This window comes from Streptomyces sp. NPDC001020, assembly GCF_053599115.1.
In genome coordinates this window covers 1-26,938 of sequence record NZ_JBSFLQ010000047.1, presented here as the reverse complement: position 1 = coordinate 26,938, position 26,938 = coordinate 1, and the positions used below count along the sequence as shown (strand labels likewise).

The 26,938-nt window shown below is 70.1% G+C and carries 22 protein-coding genes and 1 pseudogene; 15 read left to right on the top strand and 8 right to left on the bottom strand.

What is annotated here, in order from left to right; translation table 11 throughout:
* The 3 genes from ACWDEX_RS32130 to ACWDEX_RS32120 all read left to right on the top strand — a co-directional run.
* The coding region (locus ACWDEX_RS32130) for a VWA domain-containing protein (protein ID WP_450467990.1) at nucleotides 1-1,047 on the top strand (1,047 nt) is incomplete at its 5' end.
* Nucleotides 1,048-1,290: 243 nt separating this feature from the next.
* The gene (gene metG / locus ACWDEX_RS32125; protein WP_450467989.1) at nucleotides 1,291-3,006 is read left to right on the top strand and encodes a methionine--tRNA ligase; all 1,716 of its coding nucleotides are present in this window, start codon (nucleotides 1,291-1,293) and stop codon (nucleotides 3,004-3,006) included.
* 140 nt (nucleotides 3,007-3,146) lie between these two features.
* Nucleotides 3,147-3,677, top strand: coding sequence for a Uma2 family endonuclease (locus ACWDEX_RS32120; RefSeq protein WP_450467988.1), 531 nt, complete (start codon nucleotides 3,147-3,149; stop codon nucleotides 3,675-3,677).
* Here the strand turns inward: ACWDEX_RS32120 and ACWDEX_RS32115 are convergent.
* Nucleotides 3,670-4,101 (bottom strand): annotated as a pseudogene (locus ACWDEX_RS32115) (Scr1 family TA system antitoxin-like transcriptional regulator); the annotation flags it as partial. The gene ACWDEX_RS32120 and the pseudogene ACWDEX_RS32115 sit on opposite strands and share 8 nt — an antisense overlap.
* Before the next feature lie 475 nt (nucleotides 4,102-4,576).
* Here ACWDEX_RS32115 and ACWDEX_RS32110 point away from each other — a divergent pair.
* The 7 genes from ACWDEX_RS32110 to ACWDEX_RS32080 all read left to right on the top strand — a co-directional run bounded on the left by ACWDEX_RS32110 (nucleotide 4,577) and on the right by ACWDEX_RS32080 (nucleotide 10,358).
* Nucleotides 4,577-5,518: a helix-turn-helix domain-containing protein gene (locus ACWDEX_RS32110; RefSeq protein ID WP_450467987.1), complete on the top strand. Its 942-nt coding sequence runs from the start codon at nucleotides 4,577-4,579 to the stop codon at nucleotides 5,516-5,518.
* Nucleotides 5,519-5,607: 89 nt separating this feature from the next.
* Entirely contained in the window at nucleotides 5,608-5,955 is a 348-nt protein-coding gene (locus ACWDEX_RS32105) for a hypothetical protein (protein ID WP_450467986.1), read from the top strand.
* Nucleotides 5,952-6,209 (top strand): hypothetical protein, encoded by a 258-nt coding sequence (locus ACWDEX_RS32100; protein WP_450467985.1) that lies wholly within the window; start codon nucleotides 5,952-5,954, stop codon nucleotides 6,207-6,209. Before ACWDEX_RS32105 ends, ACWDEX_RS32100 begins: the two co-directional genes overlap by 4 nt.
* A gap of 231 nt (nucleotides 6,210-6,440) precedes the next feature.
* Nucleotides 6,441-7,019, top strand: a complete 579-nt coding sequence (locus ACWDEX_RS32095) for a hypothetical protein (protein ID WP_450467984.1) — start codon at nucleotides 6,441-6,443, stop codon at nucleotides 7,017-7,019.
* A 17-nt stretch (nucleotides 7,020-7,036) separates the two neighbouring features.
* The gene (locus ACWDEX_RS32090) at nucleotides 7,037-8,416 is read left to right on the top strand and encodes a peptidoglycan-binding protein (RefSeq protein ID WP_450467983.1); all 1,380 of its coding nucleotides are present in this window, start codon (nucleotides 7,037-7,039) and stop codon (nucleotides 8,414-8,416) included.
* On the top strand, nucleotides 8,413-9,153 hold the full coding sequence (locus ACWDEX_RS32085; protein ID WP_450467982.1) for an ABC transporter ATP-binding protein: 741 nt from the start codon (nucleotides 8,413-8,415) through the stop codon (nucleotides 9,151-9,153). Before ACWDEX_RS32090 ends, ACWDEX_RS32085 begins: the two co-directional genes overlap by 4 nt.
* Nucleotides 9,150-10,358, top strand: coding sequence for an ABC transporter permease (locus ACWDEX_RS32080; protein ID WP_450467981.1), 1,209 nt, complete (start codon nucleotides 9,150-9,152; stop codon nucleotides 10,356-10,358). The genes ACWDEX_RS32085 and ACWDEX_RS32080 overlap by 4 nt, the downstream gene beginning before the upstream one ends.
* 21 nt (nucleotides 10,359-10,379) lie before the next feature.
* On the opposite strand, the gene ACWDEX_RS32075 is transcribed toward ACWDEX_RS32080, so the two are convergent.
* From ACWDEX_RS32075 to aspS, 3 genes are all read right to left on the bottom strand, one after another.
* Complete coding sequence (locus ACWDEX_RS32075; RefSeq protein WP_450467980.1) at nucleotides 10,380-12,014, bottom strand: sensor histidine kinase; 1,635 nt, start codon at nucleotides 12,012-12,014, stop codon at nucleotides 10,380-10,382.
* Nucleotides 12,011-12,706: a response regulator transcription factor gene (locus tag ACWDEX_RS32070; protein ID WP_450467979.1), complete on the bottom strand. Its 696-nt coding sequence runs from the start codon at nucleotides 12,704-12,706 to the stop codon at nucleotides 12,011-12,013. The genes ACWDEX_RS32075 and ACWDEX_RS32070 overlap by 4 nt, the downstream gene beginning before the upstream one ends.
* A 144-nt stretch (nucleotides 12,707-12,850) precedes the next feature.
* Nucleotides 12,851-14,614 (bottom strand): aspartate--tRNA ligase, encoded by a 1,764-nt coding sequence (aspS, locus tag ACWDEX_RS32065; RefSeq protein ID WP_450467978.1) that lies wholly within the window; start codon nucleotides 14,612-14,614, stop codon nucleotides 12,851-12,853.
* A 336-nt stretch (nucleotides 14,615-14,950) separates the two neighbouring features.
* Between aspS and ACWDEX_RS32060 the strand changes: the two genes are divergently transcribed.
* Nucleotides 14,951-17,092 (top strand): ATP-binding SpoIIE family protein phosphatase, encoded by a 2,142-nt coding sequence (locus ACWDEX_RS32060; protein ID WP_450467977.1) that lies wholly within the window; start codon nucleotides 14,951-14,953, stop codon nucleotides 17,090-17,092.
* Between the two features lie 117 nt (nucleotides 17,093-17,209).
* Here the strand turns inward: ACWDEX_RS32060 and ACWDEX_RS32055 are convergent, their stop codons facing one another.
* From ACWDEX_RS32055 to ACWDEX_RS32045, 3 genes are all read right to left on the bottom strand, one after another.
* On the bottom strand, nucleotides 17,210-18,190 hold the full coding sequence (locus ACWDEX_RS32055) for a pirin family protein (RefSeq protein ID WP_450467976.1): 981 nt from the start codon (nucleotides 18,188-18,190) through the stop codon (nucleotides 17,210-17,212).
* 120 nt (nucleotides 18,191-18,310) lie between these two features.
* Nucleotides 18,311-19,894 carry an Ig-like domain repeat protein gene (locus tag ACWDEX_RS32050; protein ID WP_450467975.1) on the bottom strand — a complete coding sequence of 528 codons (1,584 nt, stop codon included), beginning with the start codon at nucleotides 19,892-19,894 and terminating at the stop codon, nucleotides 18,311-18,313.
* Between the two features lie 149 nt (nucleotides 19,895-20,043).
* The gene (locus tag ACWDEX_RS32045) at nucleotides 20,044-20,526 is read right to left on the bottom strand and encodes an SseB family protein (protein ID WP_450467974.1); all 483 of its coding nucleotides are present in this window, start codon (nucleotides 20,524-20,526) and stop codon (nucleotides 20,044-20,046) included.
* Between the two features lie 141 nt (nucleotides 20,527-20,667).
* Here ACWDEX_RS32045 and ACWDEX_RS32040 point away from each other — a divergent pair, with 141 nt between their 5' ends.
* The 3 genes from ACWDEX_RS32040 (at nucleotide 20,668) to ACWDEX_RS32030 (ending at nucleotide 24,606) form a co-directional block, all read left to right on the top strand.
* Nucleotides 20,668-22,494: an acyl-CoA dehydrogenase gene (locus ACWDEX_RS32040; RefSeq protein WP_450467973.1), complete on the top strand. Its 1,827-nt coding sequence runs from the start codon at nucleotides 20,668-20,670 to the stop codon at nucleotides 22,492-22,494.
* A gap of 164 nt (nucleotides 22,495-22,658) precedes the next feature.
* Complete coding sequence (locus tag ACWDEX_RS32035) at nucleotides 22,659-23,957, top strand: M18 family aminopeptidase (RefSeq protein WP_450467972.1); 1,299 nt, start codon at nucleotides 22,659-22,661, stop codon at nucleotides 23,955-23,957.
* Nucleotides 23,958-24,111: 154 nt separating this feature from the next.
* On the top strand, nucleotides 24,112-24,606 hold the full coding sequence (locus tag ACWDEX_RS32030; protein WP_450467971.1) for an LURP-one-related/scramblase family protein: 495 nt from the start codon (nucleotides 24,112-24,114) through the stop codon (nucleotides 24,604-24,606).
* A gap of 125 nt (nucleotides 24,607-24,731) precedes the next feature.
* Here the strand turns inward: ACWDEX_RS32030 and ACWDEX_RS32025 are convergent, their stop codons facing one another.
* The gene (locus ACWDEX_RS32025; RefSeq protein WP_450467970.1) at nucleotides 24,732-25,556 is read right to left on the bottom strand and encodes a maleylpyruvate isomerase family mycothiol-dependent enzyme; all 825 of its coding nucleotides are present in this window, start codon (nucleotides 25,554-25,556) and stop codon (nucleotides 24,732-24,734) included.
* A 181-nt stretch (nucleotides 25,557-25,737) separates the two neighbouring features.
* Between ACWDEX_RS32025 and ACWDEX_RS32020 the strand changes: the two genes are divergently transcribed.
* On the top strand, nucleotides 25,738-26,556 hold the full coding sequence (locus ACWDEX_RS32020) for a carbon-nitrogen family hydrolase (protein ID WP_450467969.1): 819 nt from the start codon (nucleotides 25,738-25,740) through the stop codon (nucleotides 26,554-26,556).
* The last annotated feature ends 382 nt before the right edge of the window (nucleotides 26,557-26,938 follow it).

Below are 26,938 nucleotides of genomic sequence, written 5' to 3'. Positions count from 1 at the left end.
CTCACCGAGGCGCCCGGCTCCGAGCCGGAGGTCGCGAAGGCACCGGAGCCGGAGACCACCCCGGCCGTGGCACCGGAGCCCGAGGCAGCGAAGGCACCGGAGCCCGAGCCCACGGTTAAGGCCACACCGGAGCGCGAGCCCGCAGTTGAGGCCACACTGGTTGAGGCCACACCGGAGCCCGAGCCGGAGCCGCAGGCCGAGGAGCCCACACAGTCCCAGCCGGAGCCGCAGGCCGAGCCGGCCACCGCCGAGGAGCCTGCGGACACCCCGGCCGACACCCCGGCAGCCGCCGACGACGAGAAGACCCCGCAGGAGTCGCCCGACGGCGCGCATGAGGACGGAACCGCCGAGGGCGAAGCCGAGGAGGACACGCGGGCCACCGGCCCCGCCGTCACCCTCGCCCACGTGACGTCCCGCGCCCCCGGCCTCACCACCGCCTACAAGGCCGCGGCCACCGTCCTCGACCAGCACGGCCTCACCGGCACCCGGGCCAAGGTCTATCTCGTCCTGGACCGCTCCGCCTCCATGCGCCCGTACTACAAGGACGGCTCCGCCCAGGCCCTCGGCGAACAGGCCCTCGCTCTCGCCGCGCACCTCGACCCCGAGGCCACGGTCCAGGTCGTCTTCTTCTCCACCGAGTTGGACGGCACCGGCGAGCTGACCCTCGCCGAGCACGAGAACAAGATCGACGACCTTCACTCGGCCCTCGGCCGCATGGGCCGCACGAGCTATCACGCGGCGGTGGAAGCGGTCGTCACCCACCACGAGAAGTCCGCGGACCCCGCCCTGCCTGCTCTGGTGATCTTCCAGACGGACGGTGCCCCGGACACGAAGACCCCCGCCACCCAGTCGCTCACGGCCACCGCGAAGGACCACCCCGCCGTCTTCTTCTCCTTCGTCGCCTTCGGCGACCCGGAGCACAAGGCCTTCGACTACCTCCGCAAGCTCAAGACGGACAACGCGGCGCACTTCCTGGCCGGCGAGACCCCCCGAGAGCTCACGGACACGGAGGTCTACCAGGGCGTACTGGCGAACTGGCGTCCGTAGCCGTAGACACACACGGACGCACACAGTCCGTGAACCCACGCAGATCCCGGACGCCGCCCGCGCCCACCCGACAGGCCAGGCCCCTGAGGACACCGGAAAGAACCCCTCAGGGCGCCGGGCTTCTCAGCCCATAAAACGGGACGCGGGCGGCGTACCCATGTCGGCTACGATTTCAAGGTTCGTAGACGATGCAGCCGACACCGACAATCGTCACACCGTGTAGCGACTTGGGAGCAGCCCGCGATGGCTCGACACCTCATCACCAGCGCCCTTCCGTACATCAACGGGATCAAGCACCTGGGCAACATGGTGGGGTCCATGCTCCCGGCGGACGTGTACTCCCGGTACCTCCGCCAGCGTGGCCACGACGTCCTGTACATCTGCGCGACGGACGAGCACGGCACCCCTGCCGAGCTGGCCGCGAAGGAGCAGGGCCTCCCGGTGGACGCGTTCTGCGCGCAGGCCCATGACGCCCAGAAGGCCGTCTACGACGGTTTCGCGCTCGCCTTCGACTACTTCGGCCGCAGCTCCAGCCGGGAGAACGTCGAGATCACGCAGCACTTCGCCCGGAAGCTGAACGAGAACGGCTTCATCGAGGAGCGCTCGATCCGCCAGGTGTACTCGCCCACGGACGGTCGTTTCCTCCCCGACCGCTACGTGGAGGGCACCTGCCCCCACTGTGGCTACGACAAGGCCCGCGGCGACCAGTGCGAGAACTGCACCCGGGTCCTGGACCCCACGGACCTGATCAACCCGCGCAGTGCCATCTCCGGTGCCACGGACCTGGAAGTCAGGGAGACCAAGCACCTGTTCCTTCTCCAGTCGAAGCTGCAGCACGAGGTGGAGGAATGGGTGGCCCGCCACGAGCGGCACTGGCCGCACCTGGCGTCGTCGATCGCCCGCAAGTGGCTGACCGAGGGTCTGCACGACCGGGCGATCACCCGCGACCTGGACTGGGGCGTCCCGGTCCCCGCGGACACCTGGCCGGAGCTGGCGGCTGAGGGCAAGGTCTTCTACGTCTGGTTCGACGCCCCGATCGAGTACATCGGCGCGACCAAGGAGTGGTCCGACCAGGACGCGGAGAACCGGGACTGGAAGTCCTGGTGGTACGACGCGGACGACGAGGTCCGCTACACGCAGTTCATGGCGAAGGACAACGTCCCGTTCCACACGGTGATGTTCCCGGCCACGCAACTGGGCGTGCGTGAGCCCTGGAAGAAGGTCGACTACGTCAAGGCCTTCAACTGGCTCACCTACTACGGCGGCAAGTTCTCCACCTCCCAGAAGCGGGGCGTCTTCACGGACCAGGCCCTGGAGATCCTCCCCGCGGACTACTGGCGCTACTTCCTGATCGCGAACGCGCCGGAGTCGGACGACTCGTCCTTCACCTGGGAACACTTCACGGCCACGGTCAACAAGGACCTCGCCGACACCCTCGGCAACTTCGTCAACCGGGTCCTGTCCTTCTCGAAGAAGCGCTTCGGCGAGGAGGTCCCCGACGGCGGTACGCCGGGCGAGCCGGAGGCGAAGCTGGGCGAGGAGATCGCCCGGCTCCTCGCCGAGTACGAGGAGCACATGGAGACGCTCCAGTTCCGCAAGGCGGCGGCGTCCCTGCGCGCGCTCTGGTCGGCGGGCAACTCCTACCTGGAGGAGAAGGCCCCCTGGCTGGAGATCAAGACGAACAAGGACGGCGCGGCCCTGACCCTGCGCACGGCGATGAACCTGATCCACCTGTACGCGGTGGTCTCCGAGCCGTTCATCCCGGCCACGACGGCGGCGATGCGCGCGGCGTTCACGCTGCCGGACGACACGGCGAGCTGGGTCAAGGCCGACGAGGCGAAGTCCCTGACCACGGTCCCCGCCGGCACTCCCTTCATGGTCCCGCCGGTCCTGTTCGCCAAGCTCACGGACGAGGACCTGGAGAACTACAAGGAGCGCTTCGGCGGCACCGAGGGCTGACCCGCTCCGCACACCACCGAGCGCCCCGTTCCTGGTCGACCAGGGACGGGGCGCTCACTTGTTCCCTCGACATCCTCCGACACAGCGGCCACCGCGCCGGGTCACACTGGAGGTCGTCCGGGAGGAGGTGAAAGGAAGCCGTGAGTGTCGCCTACAGCCACGCCGGGCCCTGGACGGTGGATGCCGTCCTGGCGCTGCCCGAGGACACGACGCAGCGTGTCGAGCTGGTCGGGGGGCAGCTGATGATGAGCCTCGCGCCCAGCCTGCCGCACCAGCGTGCGTCGCACCGCCTGCACGTCCTGCTGGAGCAGGCCGCTGAGATGACCGGTGCCGACGTCGAGGTGTTCGAAGGGATCAATGTCATCGTCCCGGACGGGCTGCTCATCCCGGACCTGGCCGTCGTCGACGCGGCGACCGCCGAGGAAGCGGACGTGGCCGTGTCCGCGCATGACGTCCTGGCCGTGGTGGCGATCGCCTCGCCGTCGACGAGGCTCACCGATCGCAAGCTCAAGCCGTCGCTTTACGCCACGGCGGGCATCGAGCACTACTGGCGGATCGAGCTGGAGCCCGCGCCGCGGCTCCTGATCGGACGCCTCCAGGGCGGGGCGTACGCCGACCAGCCACCACTCCTGGCGGGTGCCGTCGCCCGCATCGAGGAGCCGCCGGGGTGAGAGCCTGGGCTCGGACGATGCCATACCGCAGTTCGAGGATTCGCAGCTCCTTCGGATCGGAGGTCGGGCGGCCACCGTACGCACCGTCGGAGCGACCTACTGCCGTTCCGTCCGCGAACTTCAGGACCTCGATCTTGCCATCCACACCAGGGTGAGCGTCGGTGTCCGTCGGCATGACCTGGAACGTCACGTTGCGGAACTGCGCGACCTCCAGCAGATGTTCGAGCTGTCGGCGTCGGACCATCCCGTACCCCACCGCCTCCCCGAACTCGGCGGCCCGCAGCCCCCGCGCCTCGCGCCGCAGCCTCAACTGCCGTCCCACGGTGGCGACAACCGCGACGCCCCAATCGTCGTCCGGGTCCACCTCCCAGCCAGGTTCGTCCGCTTCACCCTTGAGTTGCCGTACCTCACCGTCCACCGACATGCCGCACCCCTCCGTCGTACCGATGTGCCGCAACGCCCTTACCGTGGGCCCGGTTCGGGCTGCTCGGACAACATCCGACAAGCCCCGGACAGTCACCCTGCGTATCAGCACTGTCACGATTCACGGTAAGCACGCACCGCCACGCTCAGCGACGTGAACAGCAAAAACTCCACCCAACTTCTCGCGCCACCGAAGCACAGGCACCGCAACCCGACCGCGTGTGCTCCGGTGCCGTCGGCGGTCTTCCCCAAGGAACACGAGAGGGAAAGGAACCGAACCAAGCCCCACCCCTCCCGCCCGCGGCGCACGCTCACTCCCTCGGGTGAACATCGCCAACTCGGCTGGATTCGCGACCGGTTGCCTGCCCTACGCTCAGCGCAGCACGGCACGACACAACCCCAAACGCACGACGGCCCTCGCCGGGACGGCAATCCCATTGCGAGGGCCTGACCACCAAGGAAGTACACCCTTCCCGATGGACACACAAAACACTAGCGTGCGCCCGCACGCCCAGTCCCGTAACAGCGGGGAAAACCACCCGCACCGGCATACCCGCGCAAAGACGCGCCCCGGCGGTGTCATCCACGACAACACCCGCCACACCACCCGCTTCACGGTGATCGGCAACCACCTCACCCAGCACCGGGACCTCTCCCTTCTCGCGATCGGGCTGGCCTGTCACATCCAGTCGTTGCCGACCGGCGCCCGCGTCGACATCAAGTCGCTCGCCGCCCGCTTCCCCGAGGGCCCGACCCGGATCGCCGCCGCCCTGCGCGAGCTGGAGACCCACGGTTACCTGCGCCGCACGCGCGAGCGCACCGAGACCGGCCGGGTCGTCACCCGCACCGTCTCCTGCAACCAGCCGGGCCACCATCGCGACGCGTCCGAGGCGGCACCTCCCAGGCCCCCGGCCCGCCACGCGGCCACCACCCCGCAGCAGAGACCCGTACGCCGCGCCCTCCCCGCCGTACCGAAGCCCGCGTACAGCTCCCCCGCCCTCCTCCAGGCAGCCACCGAGGTCCTCGCGGGCCTGCGCCGTACGGATCCTCGCCTGCTCCTCTCCGCCACCGACGCCGAGCACCTCGCCCCCGGCGTCGCCGCCTGGCTGGAGCGGGACCTCACCCCCACCGCCGTACACCACGCCCTGACCAGCGACCTGCCACCGGAACCCCTGCGCCGCCCGGCCGCCTTCCTGGCCCATCGCCTCAGCGCACAGCTTCCGCCGCTGCCGCCCTACCACGCCCCCGAGCCGCCTCCGACCGTCAGGCACCCCCTCCGGAACTGCGACACCTGCGACCACGCCTACCGCGGCCCCGACCCGCGCAACTGTCAGGGGTGCGCATCAGCGGGCGCCTGCAGCGGTAATCCCGACGTCGGTATCGGCGCGGCGCCCCTCACCACGCAGGCCCGACGATGAGAGGCTGCCCGCGTCCCGCTCCGCTTCCGGCCAGGCTCCTCCGTGGCCCCGTCCGGATACCCTGGCCAGGGCACCCTGTGGAGGACACCATGAGCACTCAGGCCGATCACGGACACGAGCTGATCCCCCGCCCGGAGCAGACTCCTGATGCCCTGCGTGCGGCTCTCGCCGTCGTCGATCCCGGTCGTCTGGAAGAGATGCGGACCACGAAGGACGAGGCCTTCGCCATGGCCGTGGAATGGCAATCCCTCAGTCCCGTGCGAAGCTGGGTCCTTGCCTGGGCCCGGGACATCGAGATCGCCCGCCGCCCTGATCTGTCTGTCCGCCACGACCGCGCGAAGAGCAACGTGGAGCACGAGGATCCGGTCGTCGCGCGGGAGGCCCTGCGAGAGCTCAGCGCCGTCCTGGACGAGGCCATGAAAGCAGTGCGCGCGTGAGCTGGAAGTGGGAGTACGCCTTCGGGGCGGAGGAGGCCGCCCGCACCGCTCCCCCGGAGTTCCTCGCCGGCGTGGAAAGAAAAGCGGACGAGTTGGTCAGAGCTGCCGAGGCACTCCACGTCCATGGGCGGGCCCATCGAGAGGGCGACCCGAAGGGCGGGGACGTCACCATCCCCGGCGGCATGTTCACGTACCAGGTCGTCGTGCGCAGCGAGCGGGTCTACGTCGTCCAGATCACCTATCTGGGCTTCTGAGACACGAACGAGGCACGACCCTCTGTCCTGACCTGCGGGGCCTCATGCCCTGCCCGGTCACTGCGGCCGGACCACGAACGCCCTCACGTCCCGCATCCGCACCCCCGCGGAAGCCGGAAGAGTTCTTGATGAGTTCTTCATCGGTTCTTCATAGCCGCGGTCCTACATTCGTCGCCGCCGGGGCGGAGCGGGCCCGGCGGCGACGAATGTGGACGCGGGGAGCCGATGACGATGAGCACACGAGGGCGGGCCCGGAGCCGGGTGTGGCTGGCGGGGATGGCGTCGGTGGTGGCGCTGACGGTGGCCGGCTGCGGTGGCGGCGACAACGGCAATGAGGTCGCCTCGGCAGGGCACGGCAAGACGTCTGCCGGATCGACCAAGAAATCCTCGAGCGAACTTGCCGACTACATCGAGGCACAGCGCAAGTGGGTCGGCTGTCTGCGGGACGCCGGTCTCGATGCGGCCGATCCCGACGCGCACGGCAGGGTCGACCTCGGTATCACGGCCAAGTCGAAGCAGGATCCGAAGATACTCAAGGCCCAGGAGAAGTGCGCCAAGTTGAGCGTGCCGGTCCCTGAGAGTGTGGAGCGGGCCAATCAGCCGGAGCTGACCAAGGAAGAGATCAGCAGGAACAAGAAGTACGCCTCCTGCATGCAGGAGCACGGCGCACCGGACTTCCCCGACGTGGACGAGACCGGTAGGTCCCCTGAAGTCACCTGGGACTCGACGTCGGCGGGTGCCAAGCGGGCCACGCGTGAGTGCGGCCCGATCATCGGTGTGCCGACCAACCCCCCGCCGGCCAAGGGCTGACGGGACCGGGACGATCGATGGACGTCACGAAGAGCACCGGCGCCCGGGAGCACTCGGTGGACGAGAACGACCAGGAGGATCACGGCGAGATGGGGAGAGCGGAGCGCCGACGGCGCGGCCCGCTGCTCGTCACGGCCGGGTTCCTGCTGGTGGCTGTGGTGAGCACGGTCGGTGCCCTGGGTCTCGGCGGGGTCGACGGCGGGGGCGACAAGGCCCCGGGCCGCAGCGGCCAGGTCGTCCGCGTCACCCGGGCCACGCTGACCGACCAGACCGAGATCCCCGGTCAGCTCGGACACGGCCCCGAGGTCCCGTTCCCGGTCAAGGCGGAGGGAACGGTGACCCGACTGCCGGCCACCGGCAGCGTCGTACGGCGGGGCGGCACCGTGCTGCGTGTCAACGACCGACCGGTGGTGCTGCTCTACGGCAACCTGCCGATGTACCGCGAACTGGGCGTCACAGAGTCAGGCGGCGCCGAGGCCAGCGGGAACAGCGAAACCGGCGACACGTCCGGCACCGGCGCCCAGACCGGTGGCACCACCAAGGGCGCCGATGGCGCCACGGCGTCATCCCCGCCCGCCGCCACCGCCTCCGCCGGTCCCGCGACACCCCTGCACGGCATGGACGTCAAGCAGTTCGAGACCAACCTCAGCGCGCTGGGCTACTCGGGCTTCACGGTCGACGAGTCGTACACCGAGCTGACCGCGAACGCGGTCAAGCGCTGGCAGAAGGACCTCGGGCTGCCGCAGACCGGTCGGGTCGGCGTCGGCGACGTTGTGTACGCGCCCGGCCCGGTCCGGATCGCGGGCACCGGTGTCCGGGTCGGCGACGCGGTCTCCGGCGGCCCGGTGAGCTACACCAGCACCTCCCGCATGGTCACCGTGAACGCCCGCGCCGACGAGACGGGTTGGGCGCAGCGGGGCAGCAAGGTCACCGTCGACCTGCCGGACGGGCGCTCGGTCCAGGGCACCGTGGCGAGCCTGGGCTCGGACGCCGCCGCGTCCGGTGCCGAGGGAACCGACGGCGGGAAAGCCGCCGCGGACGGCGGTGGCACGGGTGGCGGCGACGGACCGGATGGGAAGGCGGCCACCGTCGCCGTGGTGATCACCTTCGACGACCAGTCGTCGCTGGGCAGGCTGCAGAGCGGCCCGGTCACCGTCCGCTACACCGCCAAGCAGCGCGAGAACGTGCTGACCGTCCCGGTCGCCGCACTGACCGCGCTCGCCGAGGGCGGCTACGGCCTGGAGCTCGCGGACCCGGGGAACGGAACGGGCGACGCCAAGAGCGGCGGCAAGCCGAGCCGCTTCGTGGCGGTGAAGACGGGTCTGTTCGCGGCCGGCAAGGTCGAGGTGAGCGGCCCCGACCTGCGCGAGGGCATGAAAGTGAGGGTTCCCGAGTGACGGCACTCGCAGCCACCGAGGACACCCGTGGGCCGGTCGCCGAGTTCGCGGGGGTGTCCAAGACGTACCCCGGCGGGGTGACCGCGATCGGCGGGGTCGACCTGACCATCCGGTACGGCGAACTCATGTGTGTGGTCGGCCCGTCCGGGTCGGGGAAGTCGACGATGCTGCACCTCATGGGCACCCTCGACCGGCCGTCCGCCGGCCGGATCGCGATCGACGGCCACGAGGTCGCGGACCTGTCCGACCGTGAACTGTCCGCGCTGCGCGCGCAACGCATCGGCTTCGTGTTCCAGCAGTTCCACCTGGCCGTCGGAGTACCGGTGCTGGACACCGTCGCCGACGGGCTGCTGTACGCGGGCGCCCCCCTTCGGAAACGACGGCGGCGGGCCGCGCGGGCCCTGTCCCGGGTGGGACTCGACCACCGGCTCGGCCACCTCCCGCACCAGCTGTCCGGCGGCGAACGGCAGCGCGCGGCGGTCGCCCGCGCCGTGATCGGCGGACCGGCGCTGCTGCTCGCCGACGAACCGACCGGCAATCTCGACTCGGCCTCCGGCGCGGCCGTACTCGCCCTGTTGCGTGAACTGCACGCCTTGGGCACCACGGTCGTCGTCATCACGCACGACCGGGAACTGGCCGCGGCGTTCGACCGCCGGGTGGAGATGCGGGACGGGCGGATCGTCGCCGACAGCGCGGCCCCTGCCGCGCCCATGTCCCGTGCGGGAGGCCTCGGATGAGCCGACGGCGCAAGGCCGTGCTGCGGCCGGCCCGGCTGCGGCCCGCCGACTTCCTGCGACTCGGCGGCACCGGGCTGCGCACCCGGCCGCTTCGGGTGTTCCTGTCGGCGCTGGGCATTGCCATCGGGGTGGCCGCGATGGTCGCGGTGGTCGGCATCTCCAGCTCCAGCCGGGCCGAGGTCGACCGCAGACTCGACGCGCTGGGCACCAACATGCTGCGGGTCGCTCCCGGCCAGGCCCCGGACGGTACGACGACCCGGTTGCCGCAGGAGGCGGCGGTGATGATCCGCCGTATCGGCCCGGTACAGCAGGTGGCGGCGACCGGCGAAATCAAGGACGCCGCGATCTACCGCAACAGCCACATCCCCGCCGGCCGGACCAGCAGCGTGGCGGTGGCAGCCGCGGACCCGGGGCTGCTGCCCGCTGTGGGCGGCGAGGTCCGTATCGGCCGCTGGCTGGACCGGGCCACCGAGAAGTACCCGGCCGTGGTGCTCGGCGCCAAGGCGGCCCGCAGGCTCGACGTCTACACGCCGGGGGCCCGGCTGTGGCTGGGCGGGCAGTGGTTCTCCCTGGTAGGTGTCCTCGAACCGGTGCCGCTCGCCCCGGAGATCGACAACTCGGCGCTGGTCGGCCGGCAGGCGGCCCGGACGTACCTGGGCTTCGACGGCCACCCGTCCACCGTGTACGTCCGGGCCCGAGACGACCGGGTCGGGGCGGTCCGCGACGTCCTCGCCGCCACGGCCAATCCGGAGAAGCCGAGCGGAGTGCTGGTCTCCCGGCCCTCCGACGCGCTGGCCGCGCGCGAGGCCACCGAGTCCACGCTGACCGGGCTGCTGCTCGGCCTCGGCTCGGTCGCGCTGCTGGTGGGCGGGGTGGGGGTCGGCAACACCATGGTCATCTCGGTGCTGGAACGGCGCCCCGAGATCGGTCTGCGACGCGCGCTCGGCGCCACCAGCGGCCAGATCAGGGGCCAGTTCGTCTCCGAGTCGCTGCTGCTGTCCGCGCTGGGCGGCCTGGGCGGCACGGTCCTGGGCACGGCCATCACCGCGGCGTTCGCCTCGGTACGGGGCTGGCCGACCGAGGTACCGGTATGGGCGACGGCAGCCGGTTTCGCCGTCACCCTGGCCATCGGGGCGCTGGCGGGCCTCTATCCGGCGGTACGGGCCGGCCGGCTGGCCCCGACGCAGGCCCTGGCGGGCCCGTGAGGTGCCTGTCGGGGCACCGGGTCAGCCATCGACCACCGGCTCCCCGGCAGCCGTGAGCGTGACCGTGAACGTCGTCCCCACGCCCACCGTGCTGCGCGCCGCGATCGTCCCCCCGTGGTCGGTCACGATCTGGCGGGCGATCGACAGTCCGAGGCCGCTGCCGCCGGTGGCGCGGCCCCGGGAGGGGTCCGCCCGCCAGAAGCGGTCGAAGAGACGGGGCAGGTCCTCGGCGGATATCCCCTTGCCGGTGTCACGGATCTCGACGACGGCGCGGGCACCGCTCCGGACGGCCGCCAGGGTAACGGTGCCGCCCTGCTCAGTGGCGCGCAGCGCGTTGCCGACCAGGTTGCCGAGGACCTGCCGCAGCCGGTCGGCGTCCGCGTCGACGTGCACCGGCCCCTCCATGTCCACGCGGAGCGCCACGCCCGCGGTGTCGGCCTGGGCGCGGTGCGCGGTGCGGCACGCCTCCAGCAGATCGCCGAGGTCGACCCTGGCCCGGTGGTAGGTGAGCGCGCCCGCCTCGGCCAGCGCCAGGTCCCGGAGGTCGTCCACGATCCGCTGCTGGAGCAGGGCCTCCTCGTGCAGGGAGTCGAGCAGTTCGGGGGTCGGCTCGACGACACCGTCCCGCAGTGCTTCCAGGTAGCCGCGCAGGTTGGCGAGCGGAGTGCGCAGTTCGTGGGCTATGTCGCCGGTGAGTCTGCGCTGCCGTTCCTCGGCGACCTGCAGGGAGTCCGCCATCCGGTTGAAGGCGCGGCCCAGTTCGGCGATCTCGTCCCGGCCGGACACCGGGACGCGCCGCTCCGACTCCCCCTCGCCCAGCCCCCGGGCGGCCGAGGTCAGGGCGCGTACGGGGCGCAGGACGGCCCGGCTCAGCAGCAGCGCGCCGAGCAGGGCGACAAGGGCGACCCCGGCGGCGACGGCCACGGTGGGGGCGGCGGCGAGGGCGGCCGGTGACTCGTCGCGGACGCCGAGGCGCACGGTGAGCCGGGGCGGCGCGACCGAGGCGGTCCGCTCGGTGAAGGCCCGTTGCAGGCAGGCCGTGAGGTCCGGTTCTTTCTCGCACTTCGCCGCGGCCGCGGCGTCCTGCCTCCCCTGCTGCTCGACCCACGGGTCCGGCTTCACGCACTGCGCCGAGCGCGGGGCGGCGCTCACCACGGGCAGGCCGAAGGCGTCGGTCCGGACGGTCACCCGGGCCCCGGCCCGGGTCAGGCAGGCGGCGTACACGGCGGTGGAGCGGTACTCGCCGATCGCGGTCACCGTGCGCTTGACGGAGAACAGCGGCACCTTGCCGGCCGGCAGCCGCAGCACGGGCTGCGGGTCGACCAGGACGGGGGGCTGCCCGCTGACGGCGCGCGGGGTGCGGCCCGCCAGAGCGTCGGAGTCGGCGAGGAGCACCTCGGTCTCGGTGATGACGCGAATGCGCTGGCCGGTGTCCCTGGCCAGTTCACGCACGGTGGGGGAGAGCCCGTCCCAGGTGCCGTGCGCGAAGCCGTACGCGCGCAGTTCGCCGGTGATCCGGGAGACCTCCTGGCGTCCGGCCTTGACGGATTCCTGCACCTGGCCACTGACCTGACGTAGCGTCAGCCACGCGGTGGCAGCCGTGGCGGCCATGGCGATCAGCGCGAGCAGACCGAGCACACGTAACCGGAAACTCACCGCTCGCCACCCACCGTGAGCCGGTAACCCCGCCCGTACACGGTCTCGACGTAGCGCGCGTCCGGCCTCCCGTTCTCCAACTTCCGGCGCAGATTCATGACATGGGCGTCGACGGTACGCTCCAGCACGTTCTGGTCGAAGCCGAAGACCCGGTCGATGATCTGCGCCCGGGTGAAGACCCGTCCCGGCTCCCCGGCGAGCACCGTCAGGATCGCGAACTCCTTCACGGTGAGCGGTACATGGTTTCCGGCCACCCGCACCTCGAAACGTGGCGCGTCGATCTCCAGGTCGCCGACGGTCAGTACGTCCGCCCGCGCATCTTCGGCGGCCCGCGAGCGCCGCAGCAGAGCCCTGACCCGGGCGGTCAACTCCCGTGGACTGTAAGGCTTGGTCATGTAGTCGTCGGCCCCGAGGTCGAGGCCGAGCAGCATGTCCTCCTCCGTGCTGCGCGCGGTGAGCAGCAGGATCGGCACCCGGGACTCGGCGCGCAGGATCCGGCAGACATCGAGACCGTCGACGTTCGGCATCATCACGTCGAGCACGATGAGGTCGGGCCGCGCGGCGCGGGCCCGGTCGATCGCGGAGCGTCCGTCGGCCACGACCTGGACGTCGTTGCCTTCCCGTTCCAGATAGATCCGGATGAGTTGCGCCTGCTTCACATCGTCCTCGGCGACGAGTATCCGAGCGGGCAACGCGACTCCTTCGACTGGGACACGGCACCGGAGGACCGGGCAGGACACAGGGACCGACGACAAAGGGGCCTGGAATCAGCTTCGATTCCAGGCCCCTCTACCGTAGTTCTGCACCGAGGCCGTTCAACTGCCCTGCTGCCGCGCCTACTTGGGCTGCGGCTTGCGCACCGAAAGGTGCAGCTCCCGCAGACGGGCCTCCTCCAGCTCGGTCGGCGCGCCCATCATCAGGTCCTGGGCGTTGCCGTTGAGCGGGAAGGCGATCGTCTCGCGGATGCTCGGCTCGTCGGCGAGCAGCATGACGATGCGGTCGACGCCGGGCGCGATACCGCCGTGCGGCGGGGCGCCGAAGCGGAAGGCGCGCAGCATGCCGGCGAACTTCTCCTCGACCGTGTCCCGGTCGTAGCCCGCGATCTCGAACGCCTTCAGCATGATCTCCGGCTCGTGGTTCCGGATCGCGCCGGAGGAGAGCTCCACGCCGTTGCAGACGATGTCGTACTGCCAGCCCAGGATGTCCAGCGGGTCCTGGTTCTCCAGGGCCTCCAGGCCCCCCTGCGGCATCGAGAACGGGTTGTGCGAGAAGTCGATCCTGCCGGTCTCCTCGTCCTTCTCGTACATCGGGAAGTCGACGATCCAGCAGAAGCGGAAGACGTTCTCCTCGAAGTGCCCGGCGCGCTTGGCGGCCTCGACCCGCACCGCGCCCATGATCTTCGAGACCTCTTCGAAGTCGCCCGCGCCGAAGAAGACCGCGTGCCCGGCGGCCAGCGACAGGCGCTTGGTCAGCTCGGCGACGTTCTCCTCGGTCAGGAACTTCGCGATCGGGCCGGTCAGCGAGCCGTCCTCGGCCACACGGACCCAGGCGAGACCCTTGGCGCCCAGCGAGACGGCGAAGTCGCCGAGCTGGTCGAAGAACTTACGGGGCTGCGCGGAGACGTCCGGCACCGGCAGGGCGCGCACGTGCTTGCCCGCGAAGGCCTTGAACTCCGAGCCCTCGAAGATGTCGGTGATGTCGACCAGTTCCAGCTTGGCGCGCAGGTCCGGCTTGTCGGAGCCGTACTTCAGCATCGCCTCGCGGAACGGGATGCGGGGGAACGGGGAGGTGACGTGACGGCCACCGCCGAACTCCTCGAACAGCTCCGTCATCAGCTTCTCGATCGGCTGGAAGATGTCCTCCTGCTCGACGAAGCTCATCTCGACGTCGAGCTGGTAGAACTCGCCCGGCGAGCGGTCGGCGCGGGCGTCCTCGTCGCGGAAGCAGGGCGCGATCTGGAAGTAGCGGTCGAAGCCGGAGATCATCAGCAGCTGCTTGAACTGCTGCGGGGCCTGCGGCAGGGCGTAGAACTTGCCCGGGTTCAGCCGGGAGGGCACGACGAAGTCGCGGGCGCCCTCGGGGGAGGTGGCGGACAGGATCGGCGTCGCCATCTCGTTGAAGCCCATGGCCACCATCTTGTGGCGGATGGCCGAGATCACGGCCGTGCGCAGCATGATGTTGCGGTGCATGCGCTCGCGGCGCAGGTCGAGGAAGCGGTACTCCAGGCGCCGCTCCTCGTTGACCCCGTCCTCGGCGTTGATCGTGAAGGGGAGCGGGGCGGCCGCGCCCAGCAGCTCCACCTCGCCGACCTCGACCTCGATCTCACCGGTGGGCAGCTCCGGGTTCACGTTGTCGGCGCCACGCGAGACGACCTTGCCGTCGACGCGGACCGTCGACTCCTTGGTCACCTTGTCCAGCGCGTCGTAAGCCGGGGTGCCCGGGCGGGCGACGAGCTGCGTGATGCCGTAGTGGTCGCGCAGATCGATGAAGAGGATGCCGCCCAGGTCGCGCCGATTGTGCAGCCAGCCGCTCAGCCGGACGTCGCTGCCGACGTCAGAGGCGCGGAGCTCGCCGCAGGTGTGGGACCTGTACCGATGCATCGTCGTTCATCCAGTCTTCACAGATCGGGGTCTTTCCGGGGTCGCTCACCCCGGCGCCTCCGGGCGGACACGGCCCGGACCTACCCAGCGTACCGGCCGCCTCAAGATCGGCTCCTCCTCATTGACGCCTCCATCGACGGACGTCGCCTTCGGTGCCGCCTCGGTGACGTGCCCCCTGCCGGGAAGCGAGGCTGCTCACCCGATTAATCGAACGATTGATCGCATGTGCGCGGCAACGCGTTCCCGATGAGACCGAAATCACTTGAAACACGCCTAAGATCGCCCATTTCTTACCTTCGGTGGCACCTGACGATCACCTCTTCTTACAGTGGGTCAATGCGTACTGCCGAGCCCCTGCCCGCCGTGGAGGACGTCCTGGCCGTTCTCGCGACCGGCCTGTGGCGCTACGACACCGCTGCGGGGCTCGTCACTCTCGACGCCGAGGCCGCGCGGCTGGTCGGTCTGCCCGCGGAGCCGACGTCTCTCACCGAGGCCGGAATCCGCTCCCGTTTCCACCCCGTCGACTGGAACGAGGTCGACGGCATCGTCCAGCTCGCCCTCACCGAGGGCACCATCGCCGAGGCCCGGATGCGGATCATGGACGCGCAGGGGCGCGTGGTCCGTGTCGTACGCAGCCGTTCCAAGCCGTCGCTCCATCCGCAGACCCGGAAGTACGAGCTGGTCGGCACCCTCCAGGAGGTCACCGACCCCGCCCCGGGCGCCACCACGCGCTCCGCCGTCATCGGCGACTGGCGCCGCTCGCGCGAGGCGTTCCTGCTGGACGCGGGGCGCGCGCTGGCCGAGGCACGGTCCACTCAGGAGGTACTCCGGGTCGCGGCCGGGCTGTCCATGCCCGGGTTCTCACCGGACGGGCTCGCGGTCTTCGGCACCGAGGGCGAACGGCTGACCGTGCTCGGCCACCACGGGCACAGGCCGGGCGACGACGGCCCCTTCACCCACATGTCGCTGGACGCGGACTACCCGGCCGCCGAGGTCGTCCGCACCGGCCGCGCCGTCTATCTGTCCTCACCGGGGGATTACAAGGACCGCTATCCGGCTTCCTGGCCGCTCGCCGCGCGGTTCGGTCGTCACTCGTGGGCGTTCCTGCCGCTCACCGTGGCCGGGCGCACGATGGGCGCGTGGATGGCGGCGTTCAAGTACCCCGTCGCCTTCTCGCCCGACGAGCGCTCGGTGCTCACCACGGTCGCCCGCATGCTCGCCCAGGCGCTCTCCCGCGCGGGCGCCGCCGAGACGGAACGCGAGCTGACGGACGGGCTCCAGCGCTCGATGCTCCCCACTCTGGGCCCGCAGATACCCGGCATGACCGTGGCCGCGCGCTACGTCCCCACCGGCGGCGGGCTCCAGGTGGGCGGCGACTGGTACGACATGATCCAGCTCCCCGGGGGCACGAAGTCCGGGCAGGGCCGCTTCGCGCTCGCCATCGGCGACGTCCAGGGCCACGACGTACGCGCCGCAGGTCTGATGGGCCAGCTCCGGATAGCCCTGCGCGCGTACGCCTCCGAGGGTCACCGCCCGGACGCGGTCCTCAGCCGCGCCTCGCGTTTCCTGCACGGGATGACATACGGCGAGGACGGCGCCGACCTGCGATTCGCGACCTGTCTCTACATCGAGGTGGACCCGGCGACCGGCACACTGGAGATCGCCCGGGCCGGCCACCCCGACCCCGCGATCCGCATGGCCGACGGGACGGTGCTGACGCGTCCGACCGCGGGCGGGCTGCCGCTCGGTATCGACCCGGACTCCGACTACCCGACCACGCGCCTCGTCCTGGAACCCGGCGAGACCATGCTGCTCTGCACGGACGGCCTGATCGAGACCGGCGGACACGACCTGGACACCGGCTGGCGACGGCTGCGGCAGATCCTGGAGGGGCACGAAGGCGACCTGGAGAAGCTGGCCGACGCGCTGGTCCAGGCCGTCCACGGACCCTCCTCGCACCACGCCACCGGCCCGCTGACCGACCGGCGCGAGGACGACATAGCGCTCCTGCTGCTGTGCCGGGTCGGCGAGGGCTGCTACGAGGCCACGGGCACCGGGGTGCGGCCGGCCGTGCGCCGCTCGGCACTGACGGTCGCGCAGGCCGAGCCCGAGCGGATCGCGGGCGCCCGGCAGCAACTGCGCGAGCTGCTGCACGACTGGCGCAGCACGGACCAGGTCGACTCGGCCGTGCTCCTGGCCTCGGAGATGCTCACGAACGTCCTGGTGCACACCGACACCGACGCGCTCCTCGTCGCCGAGGTCTGTGACGACCAGAACAGCTCCGGCGGACGCCGACTGCGTGTGGAGGTGACGGACGCCAGCGACCACCTGCCGCACCGGCGCCACCCCGGCGAGCTGGCCTCCTCCGGGCGCGGACTGGTCCTGGTGGAACTGCTCGCGGACGCCTGGGGAGTCGACCCGCGCGGCGAGGGCAAGAGCATCTGGTTCGAGCTGTACGAGGATCCCGCGCAGAGGTAAGGGCTGTCCCGGCGCCGTTTCCGGTGTCCGGCCGCTCACGCGAAGGGCGGGCCGTCCTGTACGGACGGCCCGCCCGAGTGCGCCGCGTCGGACCTCGACGGCCGGGGAAACCCTCGGTCAGTCGCCCTGCGGGCCGCTCTCGGTCATCCCGTGCACGGCCGGGATGGTGCCGAAGCGCCCCTTCTGGAAGTCCTCGAAGGCCTCCTGAAGCTCCTCACGGGTGTTCATCACGAACGGACCGTAGTGGGCCATCGGCTCACGGATCGGCTGTCCGCCCAGCAGGATGATCTCCATGTCCGGCGTGTGGGAGTCCTGCTTCTCGTCCGCGCGGACGGTCAGCGAGGAGCCGGCGCCGAACACTGCGGTCTGGCCCATGTGGATCGGCCGCCGGTCCGTGCCGACGCTGCCGCGGCCGGCCAGGACGTACCCGAGGGCGTTGAAGTCCTCGCGCCAGGGCAGGGTGAGCTCCGCGCCCGGCGCCACGGTCGCGTGGATCAGGGTGATCGGCGTGTGCGTGACACCGGGACCCTGGTGGCCGTCCAGCTCACCGGCGATGACCCGCAGCAGCGAGCCGCCGTCGGGGGTCGTCAGCAACTGGACCTGACCGCCGCGGATGTCCTGGTAGCGCGGGGCCATCATCTTGTCCTTGGCAGGCAGGTTGACCCACAGCTGAATGCCGTGGAACAGGCCGCCGGACACGACGAGCGACTCCGGCGGGGCCTCGATGTGCAGAAGCCCCGAGCCGGCGGTCATCCACTGGGTGTCCCCGTTGGTGATGGTGCCGCCACCGCCGTGGGAGTCCTGGTGGTCGAAGACGCCGTCGATGATGTAGGTGACGGTTTCGAAGCCGCGGTGCGGGTGCCAGGGGGTCCCCTTCGGCTCGCCGGGCGCGTACTCCACCTCGCCCATCTGGTCCATCATGATGAACGGATCGAGGTGGCGGTAGTTGATCCCGGCGAACGCGCGGCGCACCGGGAAGCCCTCGCCCTCGAAACCGCTGGGCGCCGTCGTGACACCAAGTACGGGACGGGCCACCGCCTCGGCGGGCGCGGCCACACGGGGCAGGGTCAGCGGGTTCTCGACGGTCACTGCAGGCATGTCGGTACCTCCTTGTGCTCCGAGTTTAGTTGACGATTGAACTTTCTGCCACCCGGAACGCGAAGAGCCCGGAGGGTATTCCCTCCGGGCTCTTGTCGACGCCCGAGCGCGTCGGTCGCCTCACTTGCTGAAGTACAGGTACTTCCAGGCCCCGTACGTCGTGGAGTTCACGGTGTCGCCGGACGAGCCGTTGATGTACGCCGACCGCATCCTCACCTTGATCCCGGACTGGCCGGGCGCCTCGAGGCTCACCGCCGACTTGCCGTTCGTGCCGACCGGGAAGTACTCGGAGCCCAGGGAGTGCCAGCCACCGTCGTAGTAGGCCTGCAGGTCGAAGCGCTGCTTACGTCCCTTGTAGTAGGTCATGGTCGTGGTGAGCAACGGGTCGGTGTTCTTGTGGAACCAGTAGTACGACGTCGAGCCGATCTTGGCGGTCTTGTAGTGCTTGGAGACGGCCGTGGAGACCTTGACCCTCGCGTACGCAGTGACCTTGACCGTCTTCGGCTGGTACCGGGAGTCGCCCGCAAAGACCGCGGTGACGGCCGTGTCACGGGCCATGTCCAGGGTCACGGACAGGTTGCCGCTGCTGTTGACCGTGCCGGACTTCACCAGCTTCTTCGGCTTGTCCGGGCCGAAGGGGTCCGCGTAGATCTCGACCTTGCGGTTCTTGTACGTCGTACCGAGGTGCGCGGTGAACTTCACGTCGGCGCCGTAGTTGTACAGCTTGCCGTTGTTGTTCAAGGTCAGCACCGGTGTGGCGCGGGAGACCGCGACCTTGTCGGAGGCGGTCGCCGCCGTGTGCTCCGCGTCGCCCGCATAGGAGACCTTGTACGTGACCGTGTCGCCGGCCGGCGGGGTGTCCGTGAAGGAGTATGTGCCGTCCGCCTTCACCGTGGCGGCCGGGAGCGCCTTCCCGCCAGTGCTCTCGAGGTCGGTGCGGGTGACCGCGAGCCTGACGCCCGCCGGGAACGGCACGCTCGCCGTGATCCTGCCCTTGACCGTGAGCTGCTTGGCGCGGGGCGCAGTGGCGGGCGCGTCGACCGTGAGGGTCGGCACGCTCAGCGCGGGGTCGGTGAACACCTTGAGGGTGTAGCCGCCCGGAGACGAGACGAGCGCGAAGATCCGGGAGGAGTCCGGGGCCCAGGCGAGGGCGGATGCGTCGGCCGCGTATGTGCGGATCGGCCGGGTCGCGCCGGGCTTGTGGACCGCCACCTGGTTTTCGCCGGTGACCTGGGCGACCAGTCCGTTCGGGGCGATGTCCGCGCTGCGCCCGGCCGGGTAGGCTCCGGCGGCGGTGAACTTCCCGTCGGCGTAGGCGTGCCGGTCCGTGCCGTCGATCAGCACCTGCGGGGCGCCGGGCACGAGGTCGATGTCGCTGACGTAGTTCAGCGCGTAGTCGCCGTGGTGCCAGGCGGTCATCTGCGGCGTGGCGCCGGAGACGTCGACGACCGCCATCAGGTCCTTGGTCATGTCATGGAAGTCGGTCGTGCCGACCGCCAGCAGACCGGGCGCGGACGGATCGGTGTCGAGAAGCGCCGCGCCGCCCACCACGGGGTACCCCTGCGGGAACTGACCGAGCGTCACCGGGTCGGTGCCGCTCGCCGGTTCCACCGCCGGATCGATCGAGCCCAGGTTCCCCTCCGCCCGGTCGCCGTAGGTGAACCAGGCCTTGCCGGCGGTGGACTCGACAGCGCCGCGCGGCACCCGGACGTGACCGCGTGAGGGTGGTGGCGTGCGGGGCGCGGCTGCCGGGAGGAACTCTATGGCATGCCTGTGACAAGCAAGGAGGTAATTACCGGAGGCGACGGGCCACCAAGGGCTGTCACGGTCAGCCGTCTGCGAAGCGATGGCGTCTAGCCATACATCCGCCGCATCGCGAACTCCACCATCTGCTCCACGGCCTTCGCGTCGAACACCATCCGGTGCTCCCCCTCCATGTCGAGCACGAACCCGTACCCCGTCGGGAGCAGGTCGATCACCTCGGCACCGGTGATCACGAAGTACTTGGACTCCTTGCCCGCGTACCGGCGCAACTCCTTGAGCGAGGTGAACATGGGGATCACCGGCTGCTGGGTGTTGTGCAGGGCGAGGAAGCCCGGATTGTCACCGCGCGGGCAGTAGACCTTGGAGGTCGCGAAGACCTGCTGGAAGTCCTCGGCGGACAGCTGCCCGGTGGTGAAGGCGCGCACCGCGTCCGCGAGCGACGGCGGTGACGGCTCGGGATAGAGCGGCGGCTGCTGGCCGTATCCGCCGGGCATCTGCCCGCCCGGCATCGGCCCGGGCATCTGCTGCGACGAGGCGTACTGCTGCGCACCCGCGTTCTGGTAGCCGTACATGCCCCAAAGAGTAGTGGGCCACATATGGGCTACAAGGGTTGCTTCTTATTACCGACGGGTAGCATCATCGGTGTTACTAGTTGGTATGTGAACCAGATGCGAGGAGACAGTGCCTCGCCGATCCCGTTACGGAGCCGTCACATGGGGCACTACAAGTCGAATCTCCGCGACATCGAGTTCAACCTCTTCGAAGTACTCGGCCGCGACAAGCTGTACGGCACCGGCCCGTTCGCGGAAATGGACCCGGACACCGCCAAGAGCATCCTCGAAGAGCTGACCCGCCTCGCGGAGAACGAGCTGGCGGAGTCCTTCGCGGACGCCGACCGTAACCCGCCGGTCTTCGACCCCGAGACGAACACCGCCCCGATCCCGGAGTCCTTCAAGAAGAGCTACAAGGCCTTCATGGACTCCGAGTACTGGCGCCTCGGCCTGCCGGAGGAGATCGGCGGCACCACCGCCCCGCCGTCCCTGATCTGGGCGTACGCGGAGCTGATCCTCGGCTCGAACCCGGCGCTGTGGATGTACGCCTCCGGTCCGGCGTTCGCCCGCATCCTCTTCGACGAGGGCACCGAGGTCCAGAAGAAGATCGCCGAGATCGCGGTCGAGAAGACCTGGGGCTCCACCATGGTGCTCACCGAGCCGGACGCCGGCTCGGACGTGGGCGCCGGTCGCACCAAGGCGATCCAGCAGGAGGACGGCTCCTGGCACATCGAGGGCGTGAAGCGCTTCATCACCTCCGGTGAGCACGACATGGAGGAGAACATCCTCCACTACGTCCTGGCGCGTCCCGAGGGCGCCGGCCCCGGCACCAAGGGCCTGTCCCTCTTCCTCGTCCCGAAGTACCTCTTCGACTTCGAGACCGGCGAGCTGGGCGAGCGCAACGGCGTCTACGCCACGAACGTCGAGCACAAGATGGGCCTGAAGGCCTCCAACACCTGCGAGATGACCTTCGGCGACCGTCACCCGGCCAAGGGCTGGCTGATCGGTGACAAGCACGACGGCATCCGCCAGATGTTCCGCATCATCGAGTTCGCCCGCATGATGGTCGGCACGAAGGCGATCTCCACGCTGTCCACCGGCTACCTGAACGCGCTGGAGTACGCCAAGGAGCGCGTCCAGGGTCCGGACCTGGCGAACTTCATGGACAAGTCCGCGCCCAAGGTCACCATCACCCACCACCCCGACGTGCGCCGCTCGCTGATGACGCAGAAGGCGTACGCCGAGGGCATGCGCGCCCTCGTCCTCCACACCGCCTCCGTCCAGGACGCGATCGCGGTCAAGGAGGCGAACGGCGAGGACGCGAAGGCGGAGCACGCGCTGAACGACCTGCTCCTGCCGATCGTGAAGGGCTACGGCTCCGAGAAGGGCTACGAGCAGCTCGCCCAGTCGCTGCAGACCTTCGGTGGCTCCGGCTTCCTGCAGGAGTACCCGATCGAGCAGTACATCCGCGACGCCAAGATCGACACCCTGTACGAGGGCACGACCGCGATCCAGGGCCAGGACTTCTTCTTCCGGAAGATCGTCCGCAACCAGGGCGCCGCGCTGAACTCGGTCGCCGAGGACATCAAGAAGTTCCTGGAGCTCGGGACGGGCGGCGAGCAGCTGGCGGGCGCCCGCGAGCACCTGGCCAAGGCGACCGCGGAGCTGGAGGCGATCGTCGGCGTGATGCTGACCGACCTCGCGGCCACCGAGCAGGACGTCAAGAACATCTACAAGGTGGGCCTGAACACCACCCGCCTGCTGCTGGCCTCCGGTGACGTGATCGTCGGATACCTGCTGCTCAAGGGTGCCGCGATCGCCGCCGAGAAGCTCGAGACCGCCTCGGCCAAGGACCAGGCCTTCTACACGGGCAAGATCGCGGCGGCGAAGTTCTTCGCGGCCAACGTCCTGCCGGGCGTGACCCTGGCCCGCAAGGTGTCCCAGGGCGTGGACCTGGACCTCATGGAGCTGGACGAGGCCGCGTTCTAGGACCTGGCGCGGCGGTGGGCGCCGGTGTCCCGGCGCCCAGGGCATCCACGGCCGGCTGACCGGAATCCTTGCGTCCGGCCAGTCCTGCAAGCCTCCACATCCTCCTTACGAGGGCCCGCTCCCACCACGAGGAGCGGGCCCTCGTACGTCGTTAAGGTGAATCCATGAGTAAAAGCCCCCGCTTCGACCGCGGTCACACCGACGACCTCATGTCCTTCCTGGCGGCGAGCCCGTCGCCGTATCACGCGGCGGCGAACGCCGCCGAGCGGCTGGAGAAGGCCGGCTTCCGACAGGTCGCGGAGACGGACGCGTGGGACGGGACGAGCGGCGGCAAGTACGTGCTGCGCGGGGGCGCGATCGTGGCGTGGTACGTCCCCGAAGGCGCCGACCCGCACACGCCGTTCCGGATCGTGGGCGCGCACACCGACTCCCCGAACCTGCGGGTGAAGCCGCGGCCGGACAGCGGCGCGCACGGCTGGCGGCAGGTCGCGGTGGAGATCTACGGCGGTCCGCTGCTCAACTCCTGGCTGGACCGCGACCTGGGCCTGTCCGGCCGACTGTCCCTGCGCGACGGCTCGTCGTGCCTGGTGAACGTCGACAGGGCGCTGCTCCGCGTGCCCCAGCTGGCCATCCACCTGGACCGCTCGGTCTCGAGCGAGGGCCTGAAGCTGGACACGCAGCGCCATCTGCAGCCGATCTGGGGCCTTGGCGACGACGTCCGGGACGGCGACCTGATCGCGTTCCTGGAGGAGGAGGCGGGCCTTGCGGCCGGTGAGGTCGCGGGCTGGGACCTGATGACCCACTCCATCGAGGCGCCGTCCTACCTGGGCCGGGACAAGGAACTGGTGGCGGGCCCGCGCATGGACAACCTGCTGTCGGTGCACGCGGCCACCGCGGCGCTCGCGGCCGTGGCCGCCGCCGACGCCGCCCTCTCCTACATCCCCGTGCTCGCGGCCTTCGACCACGAGGAGAACGGCTCCCAGTCGGACACCGGTGCCGACGGTCCGCTGCTCGGCTCGGTGCTGGAACGCTCGGTGTTCGCCCGGGGCGGCTCCTACGACGACCGGGCGCGCGCCTTGGCCGGCACGGTCTGCCTGTCTTCCGACACCGGTCACGCCGTCCACCCCAACTACGCGGAGCGGCACGACCCGACACACCACCCGCGCGTCAACGGCGGCCCGATCCTCAAGGTCAACGTCAACAACCGCTACGCCACGGACGGTTCGGGCCGCGCGATCTTCGCGGCGGCCTGCGAGAAGGCGAACGTGCCTTTCCAGTCCTTCGTCTCGAACAACGCGATGCCCTGCGGCACCACCATCGGCCCCATCACGGCGGCCCGCCACGGCATCAAGACGGTCGACATCGGCACGGCGATCCTGTCGATGCACAGCGCCCGCGAACTGTGCGGCGCGCAGGACCCGTATCTGCTGACGAACACGTTGGTGGCCTTCCTCGAGGGCTGACGGCCCCTCTCGCTTCCTGAGGCGGTCCGTGCGCGAGTCCCCTGCCGAACGGCGGGGGGACTCGCCCGCGACCGAAGCCCGCACCCCCACCGGAGTCAGTCCGTCGGCCTACCGGCGGCGTTTCGGACCCGGGACGGGGGAAAGTCCTGACCCTATGAGATTCCTGGTACGCGACCGGCTCCTCGGCTTCGGTGACGACTACTGGATCGAGGACCAGCACGGCAACAAGGTGTTCCTCGTCGACGGTAAGGCGATGCGGCTGCGGGACACGTTCGAGATCAAGGACAGGCAGGGCCACGTCCTGATCGACATCCACCAGAAGATGTTCGCGCTGCGCGACACGATGATCATCGAGCGCGTCGGCGACCGGCTGGCCACGATCAAACGCAAGCGCCTGTCCCTGCTGCGCAACCACTACCGCGTGGTGCTGGCGGACGGTACGGAACTCGACGTCAGCGGCAAGATCCTCGACCGTGAGTTCGCCGTCGACCACGACGGGGAACTGCTCGCGCAGATCTCCCGCCGTTGGCTGCACGTCCGTGAGACATACGGTGTCGACATCGTGCGCGACGACGCGGACCCGGCGCTGGTGATCGCGGTGGCGGTGTGTGTGATCCACCTGGCGGAGAAGGAACGGGAGGAGGACTGAGCGGGGTGCTCGGCCTCTACCGAACGGGGTCGGGGGCGCGCGGGCCTGCCGCTGCCCCCGTCAACGCCCGTGGGCTGCCACGGCGGCGCTAGTGCCGCAACAGGCAATGTTTGCCCGTCGCGGCACTAGTTCGTCACCGCGAACAGCCGCAGCAGTGCCGCCGTCAGTTCCGAGTCGCCCTCCGCCTTGATGCGGTCCGCCACGGCGTCCGCGGTGACACGGCCGCAGGCCAGGCGCACATAGGTCTCCCAGTCGAGCGTGAGCGTCACCGCCGGGCCCAGCGAAGGCGCGCTGTCGATCGAACCGCGGCCCTCCGAGTCGACCCGGACCGTGCGCAGGAACTCGACGGGGCCGTGGATGTCGAGGACGATCGCCGAACCGGGGGGCGCCCCGGCGTCCTCGGCGACGACCTTCGGCAGCGCGGCCAGCAGCTCGTCCCGGGCGATGTGCGCGCCCGGCGAGTCCAGGTTCCCCGGGACGCCCAGCGCAGCGCGCAGGTCCTGTTCGTGCACCCACACGTCGAACGCGCGGTAGCGCATGGCCTCTTCGAGGGTCGGCTCGGTGCCGAGCGGGCCGCGCACCTTGGTGCCCGGGTCCCGCGACTCGTTCCGCAACTGGCGGTTGCGGCGGATGATCGTGTACTCCAGCTCGGACGTCATCTCCGGCGCCGTGTGGTGACGGCGGACATCGACCTGCATCTCCATGTACCGCTGGTGTTCGTTCGTGACGTGGAACAGGTCGCGCGGGAGCGTGTGGATGGGGCGCGGGTCGCCGAGCATCTCGCAGTCCAGGCCGATGACGTGGGAGACCACGTCACGCACCGACCAGCCGGGGCAGGGCGTACGCCGGTTCCACTCGCTCTCCACGAGCGGCTGCACCAGCTCGGATATCGCTTCGACGGAGTGGGTCCAGGCGTCGGCGTAGGGCTGAAGAGTGGGATGCAGACTCACGGGAACGGGACCCCTCAAGCGGTCGGTGCACGGGCGATGGTGACGGCAGTGTCGACGGGAGGCGACTGTCGGCGGGTGTCTTGGAGCGTTAAGTTACGCTGCTGCCAGGCACCCCGGCAGTGCTTTCGTATGACGATCGTAGGCCCGTAGTGAAGGGCCCGAATGCCAGGACGGTGGTAGCGTGCGCGCCTCCCTCATTCAGATCCGGGTAGACGAACAGGAATCGGTCGATTCACGCCGACGGCGAGCCGCCTCGCTCGTACGCGAACAGGTCGGAGCGGATCTGGTGGTGCTGCCCGAGCTGTGGACGACCGGGGCTTTCGCCTACGACCGGTTCGCGGCCGAGGCCGAATCGCTCGAAGGGCCGACGTACGAGGCGATGGCGAAGGCGGCGAGCGACGCGGGCGTATGGCTGCACGCTGGCTCGATCCCCGAACGCTCCGTGCCCGACGGTGGCTCCGCCGTGGGTGAGGGCACCCTCTACAACACGTCGCTCATCTTCTCCCCCTCCGGTGAACTGGCCGCCGCCTACCGCAAGATCCACCGCTTCGGCTTCGACCAGGGCGAGGCCGTGCTGATGGGCGCGGGAGACGAGCTGGTGACGGTACGTCTGCCGGAGACCACCGTCGGCGTGGCCACCTGCTACGACCTCCGCTTCCCCGAACTGTTCCGCTCACTCGTGGACGCGGGGGCCGAAATGCTCGTGATCCCGGCGGGCTGGCCGGAGCGCCGCCGGTCCCACTGGACGCTGCTGGCCCAGGCACGGGCGGTCGAGAACCAGGCGTACGTCCTTGCCTGCGGAACGGCCGGTACCCACGCGGGAGTTCCGCAGGCGGGTCACTCGATCGTGGTGGATCCCTGGGGCGAGGTCCTCGCCGAAGCGGGACCCGACGAGGAGGTCCTCACGGTGGAGTTCGACCCGGTGAAGGTCGCGACGACCCGGGAGCAGTTCCCGGCCCTGAAGGACCGGGTACTGGGGCTGGAGCGGCCGCGCCGCTGACGCGGACGCTCCGCACGGGCCGCGGGCGGCGCCACCGCACCGCCCGTACGCCCGTGCGCACCGCCCGTACGCCCGTGCGCACCGCCCGTACGCCCGTGCGCACCGGCCCTACGGTTCCTAGTGCCCCGGCAGCCAACGTTTGCCCGTAAAGGAGCGGCGTCCGGTGCGTCCTCTTGGCGTGCCGGCCGGAAGCCCTCGTACTGGATGTACTTGGGGTTTCGGCCGGTGCGGCGAGAGGGCGTGCCGGGCGTCGCGACGGGGCAAACGTTGCCTGTTGGGGCACTAGATGTACTGACCCGTGAGGTTGTGGACGCGGCTGGCGGGTGGTTGGCCCTTGAGCGCGGTGTGTCCGCGGTGGTGATTGTAGGTGTGCAGCCAGGCC